Source organism: Pseudomonas sp. B34(2017), assembly GCF_002112915.1.
In the GTDB taxonomy this organism is placed as follows: Bacteria; Pseudomonadota; Gammaproteobacteria; order Pseudomonadales; family Pseudomonadaceae; genus Aquipseudomonas; species Aquipseudomonas pharyngis.
On sequence record NZ_NEJA01000006.1, the window covers coordinates 440,367 to 456,384 of the forward strand.

Sequence of the window (16,018 nt, forward strand, 5' to 3'; positions counted from 1 at the left end):
TCGACGAAGCCGCGGCCAGACCGGAAAAATATTTTCCGGTTTACCGCGGCTTTCTCGTCTTAATGAGATGAATAAGAACCATTAACAACTATACCTGCCAAGGTCTTAACCTCATGTCCGCATCCCGCTTCATGCTTCGCCCACTGACCCGAGCCCTGCTCATGCACGGTGCTACCCGCTCCCGTCTGGCCACCACCGGCCTGGGACTGGCAATGACGCTGGCCGTCACCCCGTATGTCCAGGCTCAGGAATGGAATCTGAACATCCCGGCGCAACCTTTGGTCCAGGCCCTGCAATCGCTCGGTCAGCAGACCAGCCTGCAAATCATCTACAGCCCGGAAAGCCTGCAAGGGCTGCGCTCCACCGCCCTGAACGGCCGGTATGCGGACGACAGCGCAATCGCGGCCATGCTCAAGGGCACCGGCATCCGTCACCAGCGTGACGGCAATACCGTGACCCTGCTGGCACCCGCCACCGGCAGCGCGATGGAACTGGCACCGACCAACATCGATGGGCAACGACTGACGGCCACTACCGAAGGCAGCAACTCCTACACCACCGGTGGCGTGACCATCGGCAAGGGCGTGCACTCGCTGAAGGAAACCCCGCAGTCGGTCACGGTCATGACCCGCAAGATGCTGGACGACCAGAACCTCAACACCATCGAACAAGTGATGGAAAAGACTCCAGGCATCACCGTTTACGACTCGCCCATGGGCGGCAAGTATTTCTACTCGCGCGGTTTCCGCATGACCGGCCAGTACCAGTACGACGGCGTGCCGCTGGACATTGGCAGCAGCTACGTACAGGCCGACAGCTTCAACAGCGACATGGCCATCTATGACCGCGTCGAAGTGCTGCGCGGTGCTGCCGGCATGATGAAAGGCGCAGGCGGTACGGCCGGTGGCGTCAACTTCGTGCGCAAGCGCGGCCAGGACACCCCGCACACCCAACTGTCGCTTTCGGCAGGCTCGTGGGACAACTATCGAGGTCAGGTCGACACCGGCGGCCCGCTGAACGACGCCGGCACCATCCGTGGCCGCGCCGTGGTCACCCAGCAGACCCGTCAGTACTTCTATGACGTGGCCAGCCGCAAGGACCAGATCTACTACGGTGCGCTGGACTTCGACCTCAGCCCCGACACCACCCTGGGCCTGGGCATGGCCTATGAAGACGTCGACGCCACACCTTGCTGGGGCGGTCTGCCGCGCTATGCCGATGGCTCCGACCTGCACCTCAAGCGCTCCACCTGCCTGAACACCTCATGGAACAACCAGCGCAGCAAACGCGCCACCTACTTCGGCGACGTGAAACACCAGTTCAACGACGACTGGTCCCTGAAAGTGGCCGGGGTCTTTTCGCGCAACACCCAGGACATGGAATACGCGTTCCCGAGCGGCGCGGTGCCGGTAGGCGCCACCAGCTCCAACACGCTGATGCTGGGGAGCATCTACGACTACGAGCAGACCGACTACGGCTTCGATGCCTACGTGGACGGCAAATTCGACGCGTTCGGCCAGCAGCACGAACTCACCGTCGGCGCCAACGCCAGCCGTTCCCACAAGGATGACTTCTACGCCGTGGCGGCCTTGCCACAGCGCCAGAACGTGCTGAACCCGAACCATCACCTGCCCCAGCCTGACGAAAGCTACTACCTGGCCAACGCCTCCCGGGGCGGTCCGGTGGACATGCGCATCAAGCAATACGGCGTTTACTCCACTGCCCGCCTGAAACTGGCAGACCCGCTGACCTTCGTGCTGGGCAGCCGTGTCAGCTGGTACAAGTCCGACACCGACTCCGTGCAGTACTTCCGCGGTGAAGGCACCCCGGTCAGCACCAAGTCCACCGAAACCGGACAGGTCACCCCGTTTGCCGGGCTGTTGTTCGACCTCAACGACAACCTGACCGCGTACGCCAGCTACACCGATATCTTCACCCCGCAAGGCGGCTACAAGACCATTGACGGCAGCACCCTCAAACCCCTGATCGGCCAGAGCTACGAGCTGGGGATCAAGGGCGAGTGGTTCGACGGTCGTCTGAACAGCTCCTTCAACCTGTTCCGCACCATTCAGAAAGATGCGGCCCAGGATGACCCGCGCTGTGAAGACAGTTCCTGCTCGCTGAACTCCGGCAAGGTCCGCGCCCAGGGCTTCGAAGCGGAAGTCAGCGGTGAAGTGATCGATCGCCTGCAACTGCTGGCCGGCTACACCTACACCCAGACCAAAGTGCTGGAAGATGCCGACGCCACCCAGGACGGCGTGGTCTACAACTCCTACGTACCGCGCCACCTGCTGCGCGTCTGGGGTGACTACAGCCTGAGCGGCCCTCTGGATCGCGTCACCATCGGTGCCGGCGTCAACGCCCAGAGCGGCAACTACCGCACCTCGCCACTGGGCGGTGACAACATCACCCAGTCGGGTTATGCGGTCTGGAACGGTCGCATCGGCTACCGCATCGATGACACCTGGTCCGTCGCCCTCAACGGCAACAACCTGTTCGACAAACGCTACTACGCCACGGTGGGCACCGAAAGTTTCGGTAACTTCTACGGCGATCCGCGCAACTTCGTGATGTCGGTCAAAGCCGACTTCTGATTACAGCGCCCATGAAAAAACCCCGCATTGCGGGGTTTTTTCTGGTCTGCGAATTGGTCTGGGGTTCAGTTCAACGCGCGATTCAGCGCACGGCTCAGGGTTTCGTGTACCTGCAGGACATCGGGCATCACCGACGCCAGCCTGAGCAAATCGTGGGTCAACCCCGGGCAGTGCTCGAGCTCGACGCTCACACCGTGCTCACGCAACTTGTCGACATACGCCTGGCCCTCATCGAGCAGCGGATCGAACCCGGCCAGCACGACAATGGCCGGGGCGACGCCACGCAGATCTTCGGCCAGCAACGGCGAGAAACGCCAGTCCTGATAATCTTCCGGGGTGCGCGCGTAATGCCCGTAAAACCAGTCCAGTGTCTCGTCTTCCAGCAGATAGCCTTCGCTGAACAGGGCCCGCGAATCATGGGCACGCGAAGCGTCGGTGACCGGATAGCACAACAACTGAGCCTTGGGCGCGATGGCCACGGTGTGCGGCTGAACCACCGCTTGCACCGCCAGTACGGTGGCCAGCGTGGCCCCGGCGCTGTCACCGCCGAAGGCGACCCGGCCCGCGTCCAGGCCCAACGAAGCCGCGTGTTCGGCCAGCCACGACAAGGCGTCCTCACCGTCTTCCAGTGCCGTCGGGAAACGGTGCTCCGGCGCCAGTCGATAGCCCACGGAGAGCACCGCGCATGGCGTGCGCCGGCAGAACTCGCGACACACGCCGTCATGGGAATCGAGGCTTCCGACCACAAACCCGCCACCGTGGAAATACACCAGCACCGGCATTAGCGCCGACACACCGTGCGGGCGATAAAGACGCAGTGCCAGCGGCGCACCGTCCCGAGCGGTCGCGCTGATGGCCTGCACGTCCAGGTCTTCGGGCGCCGTCCAGCGCAACTGCGCAGTGGTCTGTTCGAAGGTGTCCCGGGCCTGGGCCGGGGTCATTTGGTGCAGCGCCGGCAGACCGGCATCCTGGCTGTCTTGAGCCAGGTCGAGAAAGGCTTCCAGATCAGGGTGTAACGACATCGCGAAGATCCTTGTATCAGCAAAAAAGGGGCGCGCCTCGGCAACGCCCCCCAAAATTGATCCGACGTGCAGCGATCAGCCCACACGCGCCATGCAATGCTCGATCAGCGCTTCAAGTTCACGCTGGTAATCCTGCATCAGTGCGTCCATGGTGCCGGCGCGGTAACGCTGGCTGCTGTAGATGCAGCGCAACGCCAACTGGCCGTCATACACCTGGCCGACAATTTCCAACCAGTTGCCCAGGTTCGCCTTCAGGCTGTAGTTGTCACCGGTTTCTTCCAGCGCCGGCACCAGCAGCGCCTGCTCGTCGAAGCTCTGGTCGAACTGCCCCAGGTAGTTGAACGTCACCCGCGCCTGCGGCAGATCCGCCAGTTGCCGGGACACCTCGGCGCCCGCCAGATGACGCAGCACGCCGTAACCGATGCCCTTCTGCGGCACCGCCGCCAGCTGCGCCTGTACGTCGATGATCGAACGTCCGATATCGTCGCTGTCCGGACGCAACCGCACCGGGAACATGCTGGTGAACCAGCCAAGGCTGCGGCTCAGGTCGATGGATTCGAACAGATCCTCGCGGCCGTGCCCTTCCAGCAGAATCAGCGCCGATGGCTGGCCGCTCCAGCGGCACAGGGCCCGACCGAGTGCCGACAGCAGCAGGTCGTTGATTTGCGTGCGATAGACCGCCGGCGCCTGCTTGAGTAATTGTTCGGTGTGCTCGCGGGACAACTTGAGCCGCGCCTGCGCCTGCTGCCGCACCTGGTTCTTGCCACGGTAGTTGTCGCACGGCAGATCGACGCCCGGTTGATCCAGTTGTTCCAGCCAGTACGCCAGTTCCTGTTCGGCAATCGCCGGGGCCTTCGCCTGCAAGGCCTCGGCAAACGAACGATAGCTGCTGGTACGAATCGGCAGTTGCGGCGCCAGCCCCTGCACACACGCTTCATAAGCGGTTTTCAGGTCATCGAGCAGGATCCGCCAGGACACGGTGTCGACCACCAGGTGATGAATCACCACCAGCAGTCGCGCCTGACCATCCGGCAAGGCGACATGCATCACCCGCCAGACCGGCCCGTCGTCCAGTTTGAGGCTGCGCTGGGCAAGGTTGGCCAGCGCTTCGACCTGCTCGCTGTTCTCGGCCTCACGGCGCCAGAGCACCGCATCGCCCTGTTCGGTGGCGGTGCAGTAGCGTTGCAGCCAGCGCCCGTTCTCCTGAGTGAAGCGCAGGCGCAGCGAGTCGTGGTGTTGCTCGATCCAGCCCAGGGCCTGTTCGAGCGCATCCAGATCCAGTGGCTGGCGCGCACTCAACAGCAGTGATTGGTTGTAGTGATGGGCTTCGGACATGCCCTCGGCGAAGAACCACTCCTGGATCGGCAACAGATTGAACAAGCCCTCGCCCGCCACCTGCGTGACGTCCACCAGCGGCTGTCCGGCGCCTTCCTTCGTCACGTTCTGTTCGACGATGCCGGCGATGGTCTGATAGCGCATCAGATCGCGCAGCTTCAGATCCATCTGCAACGTCGGATGGTTCCTGACCCGGGAAATGACCTGCAGGCTGAGGATCGAGTCGCCGCCCAATTCGAAGAAGTTGTCCGTGATGCCCACCTGCTCGACTTGCAGCACCTGGGTCCAGATCTCGGCCAGCAGTGTTTCCTGCTCGTTGCGCGGGGCGACATATTCCTCGCTCTTGAAGTCCGGCTCCGGCAGCGCCTTGCGGTCGAGTTTGCCGTTGGGCGTGACCGGGAAAGCACTCAGGCAGACAATCTGCGCCGGCACCATGTACTCCGGCAGCGAGGCGCGCAGCCCGGCCTTCAGTTCATCGCCCACGTCTTCGCCCGTCGGCATCACCACATAACCGATCAATTGCTTGCCGGACGCATTGTCCCGGGCAATCACCAGCGCATCGGTCACTCCCTCCAGTTGACGCAGGCTGGCCTCGACCTCACCCAGCTCGATCCGGAAACCGCGCACCTTGACCTGATGGTCGATGCGCCCGACGTAATCGACCACGCCGTCCTGACGCAAACGCACCAGATCGCCGCTGCGATACAGGCGCTCGCCGGCCGCGAACGGATTGGGTACGAAGCGCTCGCAGGTCAGATCCGCACGGCCATGGTAACCACGGGCAACCCCATAACCGCCGATGTACAGCTCACCGGCAAAACCTGGCGGCAGCGGGTTCAGATCCTCGTCCAGCACGTACAGCGAACGTGCGCCGACGGCACGACCGATCGGTGCATAGGCCGCTTCACACTGCTGGCTCACCGGGACCTTCCAGAGCATCGGCGTGACCACGGTTTCCGTCGGGCCATAACCGTTGGTGAAGTACTCGGGGCGCAGGGCCGCCTTCACCTGTTCGAAGGTCTGGTCCGGCACGGCATCGCCGCCGAAGCAGTAAATGCGCACCGGTGGTGGCGCGATGCCGCTGGCCGCCGCGTACTCCGCCAACTGCTTGAGATAGGCCGGCGGGAAGCAGGCGATGGTGACGCCATACTCGTGCAACGCGGCGTAGGTCTGCTCCGGGGTCCACAGGCAACCGTCGCGAATCACCAGACGGCCACCGCTGTAGAGCGTACTCAACCAGCGCTCATGGGCACCGTCGAAAGCGAATGACATGAAGTGCAGCTCGCAGCTGCTGGCGTCCATTTCATACAGCTCGGCGATAGCCTGACAGTGCATGCTCAACGGCCCTTGCGTGACCGCAACGCCCTTCGGCCGACCGGTGGAACCGGAGGTATAGACCAGATACGCCAGCCCCTGCTCCTGCACGCGGCAAACCGGCGCGTGATCGGGGTAACGGGTCTCGTCGAGGTGATCGATTTCCAGGCGCAACAGTCCTTCGGGCGCCGGCAAGGTGGCGCGCAGGCTGCTCTGGGTCAGCAACAGGGCCATGCCCGAATCCTCGATCATGTACGCCAGTCGCTCAGGCGGATAATCGATGTCCAGCGGCACGTACGCCGCACCGCTCTTGAGCACGGCGAGGAAGCTGACGACCATTTCCAGCGAGCGCGGCAGCGCCACGCCGATCACCACTTCCGGACCCGCCCCGTGTTCGGTCAGACAGTGGGCCAGACGATTGGCCCGTTGTTCAAGTTCGGCATAGCTCAGGCTCAACCCGGCGCACTGCAGGGCAATAGCCTCTGGTTGATGCTGTACATGCCGGCTGATCAGTTGCGGCAACAGCACCGGTTCGTGGCTGGAGACTGGTTCGGCACTCCAGGCCTGGATCGCCTGCCACTGCTCGTTCGACAGGCGCTGCAGATTGCCCAGTCGCTCGTAAGGCGCACGCATCATCGCTTCGAGGGTGTTTTCCAGCGTCAGGCGAATGCCTTCCACGGCCTCGGCGCTGAAGTGGCTGCGCAGGTACAGGTACTCGATCGACAGCTCGTCACCCAGCATCACCGCGAGGTCCATCGGTACGTTGGTCACGCCGTGGCCGATGGATTTGCCGAAGGTCAGGTCGGTGTCGTTTTCTTCTTGCAGGCGATCATCGATCGGGAAGTTCTCGAACACGATGATGCTGTCGAACAGCGCCTGGCCACCGAGGTTGGACCAGCGCTGCACATCGGCCAGCGGCGCCTGGGAATAGTCACGAATGTCCAGATTGTAGGCCTGCACTTCGCCCAGCCAGTCCGCCAGGCGCTGATCGGCCTGCGGCGTCTGGATGATCGGCAAGGTGTTGATGAACAGACCCAGCATGTTGCCGACATTCGCCAGCCCTTCGGGACGCCCCGAAACCGTGGCACCGAACGTGACCGTGCGCTGCCCGGTGTAACGCTGCAACAGCAGCAGCCAGGCGCCCTGAATCAATGTGTTGGGGGTGATGCGCAGGTCGCGGCAGAACTGCAACAGGCGTGCGGTTTGCGCCTGATCCCAGTTCGAGTAGATCGCATCGTGGCCGGAGACATCGGCCGAGTGGCGCGGATGGATCGCCTGGCTCAACGCCGTCGGCTCGTTGACCGCCGCCAGACGCGCTTTCCAGAACAGCTCCTGCGCGTCCTGATCCTGTGCCTGCAACCAGGCGATGAAGTCGCGGTAACGACCGTTCTCACCGCTGACCTTGCCCTTGGAGTAGTACTGCAAGACTTCGCCGAACAGGCGCGAGCTGCTCCAGCCGTCCATCAGGATGTGGTGGCTGGTCCAGATCATCTGATAGCGGTCATCGCTCAGGCGCAACAGCGTCACCCGCTGCAGACGGGCCTGGGACAAGTCGAAGCCGAGGGCACGATCATCGCTGGCGAACCCGGCGATCAATTCATCGCTGACCTCACGCTCGCGCCAGTCGAGCACCTGCATTTGCAGCGGGGCCTGACGATGGACCACTTGCAACGGCTTGGCCAGCCCGTCCTGCCAGTGAAAACTGGTCCGCAGGATCGCCTGGCGATCGATCACAAATTCCCAGGCGCCCCGGAAACGCTCCACATCCAGGCCCTGGATCGGCAAGCTGACCTGGTTGACGTACAGGCTGCTGCCATTGTCCGAGAGCGTATGGAACAGCATGCCCTCCTGCATCGGCGACAGCGGATAAACGTCCTCGATCAGATCCGCCGGCACCGGCAACGCATCGAGCTGCGCCTGTTCCAGACGCGCCAGCGGGTAGTTTTCCGGCGTGCCGTCGGCCTGCTGCGCGGACTCCACCGACGCCACCGTCGCCAGTTTCTGCACGGTCTGTTGCTGGAACAGATCCTTGGGGGTAAAGCGGATGCCCTGCTGGCGCGCACGGCTGACCAGCTGGATGGAGATGATCGAATCACCGCCCAGGCTGAAGAAGTTATCGGTCACACCGACCCGGTCAATCTTCAGGATGTCTTGCCAGACCACAACCAGCTGTTGCTCAAGCTCCGTTGATGGGGCGACATAGTCCCGGGCCGACTGATTGACGTCCGGTGCCGGCAAGGCCTTGCGGTCCAGTTTGCCGTTGGGGGTCAGCGGCAGCGCCTCGAGGTACAGCCACTGCGCAGGCACCATGTAATCCGGCAGGTGCGCCTTGAGGGCGGATTGCAGCGATTCGCTCAGCTCATCCTGTTCCTGAAGGCTGAGGCCGGATTGGGTCGGCACCACATACGCCACCAGTTGTTGACCGCTGAGGCCGTCCACCGCCAGCACCACGCCCTCGTGCACGCTGCCCTGGGCCAGCAGGCGCGCTTCGATTTCACCCAGCTCGATACGGAAACCGCGCACCTTGACCTGATGGTCGATGCGGCCCACGTATTCGATCAGACCGTCGTCACCCAGGCGCGTCAGGTCGCCGGTGCGGTACATCCGCTCGCCCTTGGTTGACGCAGGGTTCGGCACGAACCGCTCGGCGGTCAGGCCCGGACGGAACAGGTAACCGCGGGTGATGCCGTCACCGGCCAGATACAGCTCGGCCGCCACCCCGATCGGCGACGGTTGCAGTTGCCCGTCCAGCAGGTACGCGGTGGTGTTGACCAGCGGCCGACCGATGTTCGCCTGGCCGCCGGCTTCGCGGCGGGTCCAGGTCGAATAAGTGGTGTCTTCCGACGGCCCGTACAGGTCGTAGACGTGCTCCACCGACGTCTCGCGATACAGGCTGTCGACCACGTTTTGCTTGAGCGGCTCGCCAGCCAGATTGATGATCCGCACGCCATTCGGAATATGCCCGGCACGGTGCAAGGCAGCGATCGCCGACGGCACGGTGTTGATCAGTTGCACCTGATCGCGCTCCGGCAGGTCCGGCAGCTCCAGGGCATTGCGCGCCATGACGATCGAACCGCCACGCGCGAGGGTGACAAAAATCTCCCACACCGACAGGTCGAAGCAGACCGAGGTCGATGCCAGCACACCTTGCAGTTCGGCTTCGCTGTAAACGTCGGCGGACCAGTGGATCAGCGCCTGGACGTTACGGTGGGCAATCGCCACGCCTTTGGGTTTGCCGGTGGAGCCGGAGGTGTAGATGACGTAGGCCAGGTTCGCCGAATCGCCACGCACGTCGAGGTTCTCGGCAGCCGTGTCGGCAAAGGCTTCGCCGCCCGCCTCCACCAGCACCACCTGTGCGTCGGTCTGCGGCAGTTGCCCCAGCAGCGATTGTTGCGTCAGCAGGACCTTCGCCTGGCTGTCTTCCAACATGTACGCCACGCGGTCGGCCGGGTAGTCCGGATCCAGCGGCACGTAGGTGCCACCGGCCTTGAGCACCGCCATCAAGGCAATCACCAGTTCCGCCGAGCGCGGCATCGCCACGCCCACCCGAACCTCGGCGCCGACGCCCAGCGTTACCAGATGACGGGCCAACTGGTTGGCCCGGCGGTTGAGCTCGGCATAGCTCAGGGCTACGCCGCCGTGGCTCAGGGCCACCGACTGGGGACGGGCCAGGACCTGCGCTTCGAAGCCTTGATGAATCAGACGCTCAGCCGGATACGCGGCGTGATTGTCGTTCCATTGCGCCAGGGTGTCGTGCTCGGCACCCGACAGCAGCCCGACTTCACCCAACAGGCGTTGCGGCGACTCAAGGAACTGTTGCAGCACCACTTCCAGGTGCGTGGCCAACCCAACTACGCCGCGCTCGGAAAACTGCTCGGTCAGGTAGTTGAAGTCCAGACTCAGGACCTCGCCGGCACCGGCGATCAGGGTCAGGCCGTAGTTGGTCTGCTCGCGGTGTTCCAGACCACCGAAGCGCAGGCCGCCCGGATTGGCCTCCAGCGTCTCCGACACCGGGTAGTTTTCAAACACCAGCAAGGTGTCGAACAACGCTTCGCCGTTGAGTTCGGCCAGACGCTGAATGTCTTGCAGCGGCGTCTGCTCGAAGTCGCGCAACTGCAGGTTCTTGTCCTGCACGCTGCGCACCCAGTCGCGCACGCTGACGCCCGGTTGCGGGCTGGCGATCACCGGCAAGGTGTTGATGAACAGCCCCAGTTGCTGCTCGATGCCCGGCAAATCCACCGGACGCCCGGACACCGTGGCGCCGAACGCGACCGTGGCCTGGCCGGTGTAACGCTGCAGAATCAGCAGCCATGCTGCCTGCACCAGACTGTTGAGGGTGACTTGCTGCTGCCGGGAGAAGCTGTTCAGGCGACGGGTGAAAGCGGCGTCGAAGGTCAGGCGATGCACGCCCTTGCCCGCCCCCGGCTGCACGTTGCCCGGGCACGCCGAGGCCAGACGGGTCGGCTCGTCGAGCTCGGCCAGTTGCCCGCGCCAGAAAGCCTGCGCGGCCTGTTTGTCCTGGCCTTGCAGCCAGGCCAGGAAGTCCCGGTAACGGCCCTGCGCACCCGGCACCGGATGACCGGCGTAATCCTGCAGCACCTCACCGAACATCCGCGAGTTGCTCCAGCCATCCATCAGGATGTGGTGGCAGGTAAAGATCAGGCGATGGCGATCATCGGCCGTGCGCAACAGGCACAGACGCAGCAGCGGCGGGTTCTGCAAATCGAAACCGCGCTCCAGATCAGCCCGTGCCCGCGCCTCCATGGCCACGGCCAGGTCCGGCTCGTGGCGCATGTCCACTTCCGGCATTTCCAGGGTCAGTTGGCGATGAATGACTTGCAGCGGCGTGTCGAGACCGTCGCGGCCCCAGATGAAACCGGCGCGCAGCACTTCATGGCGATCCACCACCCGCTGCCAGGCTTGCTGGAAGCGCGCGACGTCCAGACCTTCGATGTCCAGCAACATCTGATAGACATAAGCGCTGGCATCGGCGTCATAGAGACTGTGGAACAGAATGCCCTGCTGCATCGGCGCCAGCGGATAGATGTCTTCGATCCGCTGGGCAACGATCGGCAGGTTGTCCAGATGGGTCTGGGACAACCCGGCCAGCGGCACGTCGGACGGTGTCAGACCACCGCTCGGGTGATTCAGGCAATGGTCGATCAATTCGGCCAGCGCCTCTTCATAGGCACGTGCCAGCGCATGGATGGTCGCGTCTTCGAACACATCGCCGCTGTAGGTCCAGGTCAGGCTCAACTGCCCCTGATAAACCCGGCCATCGATGGTCAGCGTGTTGGCCATCGGCGCCCGTTCGTCCTGCCCGGCGCCCTTGTCTTCGGTAGCCGGCACCCACAACGGGTCTTCATCGAAGTTGTTGTCGAACTGGCCGAGGTAGTTGAACGTCACCTTCGGCTGCGCCGCGCCGCCCAGGACGGCCTGCGCCTCGGCGCTGCCCAGATAACGCAACAGGCCATAGCCGATGCCCTTGTTGGGGATCGCCCGCAGTTGCTCCTTGATGCCCTTGATCGACGTTTCGACACCGGCGCCGGGGGTCAGACGCACCGGGAACATGCTGGTGAACCAGCCCACCGTGCGGCTCAGGTCGACATCGTCGAACAGGTCTTCACGACCATGGCCCTCGAGCTGTACCAGCGCGCTCTCGGCACCGGTCCATTCGCACAGCACCTTGGCCAGCGCAGTCAGCAACAGGTCGTTGACCTGGGTGCGGTAGACCGCCGGGGCCTGTTGCAGCAACTGCCGGGTGCGCTCGGCATCCAGACGCGTATCGACGCTGCGCTCGAAACGGTTGCTCAACTGACCCTGCGGGTTGTCCAGCGGCAGCTCGATGCCCGCGCCGCTCAACTGCCCGCGCCAGTAATCCAGCTCGGCTTCCAGCACGGCACTGCGCGCATGCCCTTGCAGGCGCGCGCCCCAGTCCTTGAACGCGGTGGTCTTGGCCGGCAGGCGCACAACCTGCCCCGCCGTCAGCTGTTGATAAACGGTTTGCAGGTCTTCCAGCACGATCCGCCAGGACACCCCGTCGACCACCAGGTGATGGATCACCAGCAACAGGCGCTGGCTGGCGTCAGGCAAGTCCACCAGCACCGCGCGGATCAGCGGACCGCTGTCCAGATCGAGGCTGCGTTGCAGTTCCTGGCACAGCGCCGGCAAAGCCGCGTTTTCCTGCAAGGTCACGGTGCGCAGCAGTTCCAGGTTCTGTTCAACCGGCGCGTGGGTCTGTTGCCAGCCACCCTCAAGGTCGCGGTAACGCAGACGCAAGGCGTCATGGTGTCGTTGCAGGTGCTGCAACGCTTGCTCCAGTGCAGCCGCCGCCAGTGGTTTGGTCGGAGTCAGCAGGATCGACTGGTTCCAGTGATGACGCGCCGGGATATCGCTGTGGAAAAAGTACTGCTGGATCGGCGTCAGCACCGCCTCGCCGAGCACATCGCCCTGGGTCGCGAGCACCGCGTCACTCTGCTGCGCGACCGTTGCCAGGCGCTGCACCGTCTGATGCTGGAAGATGTCCTTGGGCGTGAAACGGATGCCCGCCTGACGGGCGCGGCTGACCACCTGAATCGAAATGATCGAATCGCCGCCCAGCTCGAAGAAATTGTCGTTGAGGCCGACGCGCTCGACCTTCAGCACGTCCTGCCAGATGGCGGCCAGTTGCTGTTCCAGCTCACTGCGCGGCGCGGCATACGCTTCCTGCACCTGAGCGACCTGCGGCTGCGGCAGTTGCTTGCGATCGAGTTTGCCGTTGGCGGTCAACGGCAGGCGTTCGAGGAATGCCCAGCTGACCGGCACCATGTAGTCCGGCAAGGCTTCGCGCAGTTGCGCCTTGATCGAATCGCGCAGCGCCGCCTCGGTATCGGCTTGCAGTGCCTCGTTCGGCACGATCCAGGTCGCCAGTTGCTGACCGCTCGGGCCTTCGACTGCCAGCACCACTGCCTCGCGCACCGCCGGATGCTTTAGCAGCCGGGTTTCGATTTCCCCCAGCTCGATGCGGAAACCGCGGATCTTCACTTGATGGTCGATACGACCGATGTACTCGATCACCCCGTCGCCGCGCAGGCGCGCCAGGTCGCCGGTGCGGTACAGACGTTCGCCGGCCTGCGGGTTGAACGGGTCGGGCACAAAACGCGTAGCGCTCATGCCCGGCTGATTCAGGTAACCCCGGGCCAGACCGGCACCGGCGATGTACAGCTCGCCGATGCAACCTTGCGGCACCAGGTTCAGCGCGCTGTCGAGCAGGTACCACGACAGGTCGACGATCGGCTCGCCGATCGGGCTGCTGTGGCTTTGCTCAAGGTCGGCCATCGACAACGGACGATACGTCACGTGCACGGTGGTTTCAGTGATGCCATACATGTTCACCAGCATCGGTGCACGGTCGCCGAAACGCTCGAACCATGGCCGCAGGTTCTGCACTTCCAGGGCTTCGCCACCGAACACCACGTAACGCAGCGAATGGTCGCGCGAGGATTCACTGGCCAGTTGCATCAGCGGCTTGAACGCCGATGGCGTCTGGTTCAGCACCGTGACGTGTTCATCGCACAGCAGGGTGTAGAAATCTTCCGGGGAACGGGTGACGTCGTGGGGTACGACCACCAGTTTTCCGCCGTACAGCAGCGCGCCGAAAATTTCCCAGACCGAGAAGTCGAACGCGTAGGAATGGAACAGGGTCCAGCTGTCGTCCGGGCCGAAACCGAACCAGTGGTCGGTGGCGCTGAACAGGCGGATGACGTTGCTGTGCGGCAGTAATGCGCCTTTGGGCTTGCCGGTCGAACCGGAGGTGTAGATGACGTACGCCAGGTTGTCCGGCGTGGCCAGGCACGCCGGGTTTTCGCTGTTGCCCGGCTCCAGTGCCTGGCTCAGGTCCAGGCAGGTGAGCCCCGGCGGAATCGGCAACTGTGCCTGCAAATGGCCTTGGGTCAGCAGCAGACCGATGCCACTGTCCTCGATCATGTAGCTCAGGCGGTCTTGCGGGTAGCCCGGATCCAGCGGCACGTAGGCACCGCCGGCCTTCAGCACGGCGACGATGGCGACGATCATGTCTAGCGAACGCTCGACCGCCACACCGACCCGCACATCCGGGCCGACGCCGTTCGCGATCAACCGGTGCGCCCACTGGTTGGCCCGGCGATTGAGTTCGGCGTAGGTCAGGCGTTGCCCGGCAAAGGTCACGGCGACTGCATCGGGATGGCGCTCAGCCTGAGCCTCGATTACCTGATGGATGCACTGCTCGACCGGGTGCTCGACCCGCGTCGGATTCCATTGGCTCAACAGTTGTTGCTGACGGGTGTCATCAAGCATCGGCAACTGCCCGATGCTGCGCGACGGGTCGGCGACGATCGCCTGCAACAGCGCGGTCCAGTGCTGCGCCAGACGCTCGATGGTCGCCGCGTCGAACAGATCGGTGGCGTACTTGAGCACCGCTTCGATGCCGCGGGCCTGTTCGGTGGTGTTCAGGGTCAGGTCGAACTGGGCGGTCTGGCTCTGCCATTCCAGCGGCTCGATGCTCAGGCCATTGAGGCGCGTCTCGACACTGCTGCGGCGTTCGGCCTGATGGTTGAACATGACCTGGAACAGCGGGCTGTGGCTCAGGCTGCGACCCGGTTCCAGGGCTTCCACCAGTTGCTCGAAGGGCAAGTCCTGATGGGCCTGGGCTTCCTGTGCGGTCTGTTTGACCTGACGCAGCAAATCGACAAACGGGGTCTGGCTGTCAACGTCGGCCTTGAGCACCTGCGTGTTGACGAAAAAACCGATCAGACGCTCGATTTCCACCCGGCCACGGTTGGCCACCGGCACGCCGACACGGATGTCCGACTGCCCGCTGTAGCGGTGCAACAGCGCCTGGAAAGATGCCAGCAGCAAGACGAACAGCGTGACGTTTTCCTGCCGCGCAAAGGCTTTCAGGCCTTGGCTCAGCTGCGCATCGAGAATCAGGTTGTGGCTGGCCCCGGCAAAGCTCTGATCGACACTGCGCGCGCGATCGAGCGGCAGTTCCAGCACCGGTTGTTCGCCGCCAAGTTTTTCCTGCCAATAGGCCAGTTGCCGCGCCTGCTCGCCGGCTTCCATCCACTGGCGCTGCCACAAGGCGTAGTCGGCGTATTGAATCGGCAGGGCCGGCAGACCGGCATCGTGACCAAGGCTGAAACCGGCGTAGAGCTGCACCAGTTCTTCGATCATCACTTGCAGCGACCAGCCGTCAGAGACGATGTGGTGCAAGGTCAGCACCAGCACATGGTCGTTCGGGTTGATCTGCAACAGGGCCGCGCGCAACAGCGGGCCTTGCTGCAGATCGAAAGTCTTCTGGCTCTGGGTCTGGACGAACGCCTGGATCGAGACCTCCGGGTCGCTCGCCAGCTCAGGGCTCAACGGGTAAGTCTCCAGTGCAAACGGTCCTGGCGGCAGGATCGTTTGCAGCGGTTGTTCGGTTTCCTGGGAGAACACCGTGCGCAAGGTTTCGTGTCGTTCGATCAGCGCCTGAAGGCTGCGCTCCAGCGCCGACTCATCCAGCGGACCCTGCAAGCGCAAGGCCGTCGGAATGTTGTAGGCCGCGCTGTGCGGCGCCCACTGCCAGAGAAACCACTGGCGCTGCTGGGCGTAGGACAGCAGCAGCGGCTCTTCGGCCGTGCGCTTGAAAACCGGGGCAATGTCAAAGAGGTTGACGCCTTTCTGCTTGAGCAGAACCGCCAGAGCCTTTCTTTGCTTAGCCGAAAGTTGTCCTACCGACTCGATTAACTCTTGCAC

Annotated in this window: 3 protein-coding genes; 1 reads left to right on the forward strand and 2 read right to left on the reverse strand. The window is 63.6% G+C overall.

Annotated elements, in window-relative coordinates; all coding sequences use genetic code 11:
* Positions 1–113: 113 nt before the first annotated feature.
* Complete coding sequence (locus CAF80_RS21355) at positions 114–2,594, forward strand: TonB-dependent receptor (protein WP_134334395.1); 2,481 nt, start codon at positions 114–116, stop codon at positions 2,592–2,594.
* 65 nt (positions 2,595–2,659) lie between these two features.
* Here CAF80_RS21355 and CAF80_RS21360 read toward each other — a convergent pair whose 3' ends face one another.
* Together CAF80_RS21360 and CAF80_RS21365 are read right to left on the reverse strand one after the other, a co-directional pair.
* Positions 2,660–3,616: an alpha/beta hydrolase gene (locus CAF80_RS21360; RefSeq protein WP_085667890.1), complete on the reverse strand. Its 957-nt coding sequence runs from the start codon at positions 3,614–3,616 to the stop codon at positions 2,660–2,662.
* Between the two features lie 75 nt (positions 3,617–3,691).
* On the reverse strand, positions 3,692–16,018 hold the full coding sequence (locus CAF80_RS21365; protein WP_085667891.1) for a non-ribosomal peptide synthetase: 12,327 nt from the start codon (positions 16,016–16,018) through the stop codon (positions 3,692–3,694).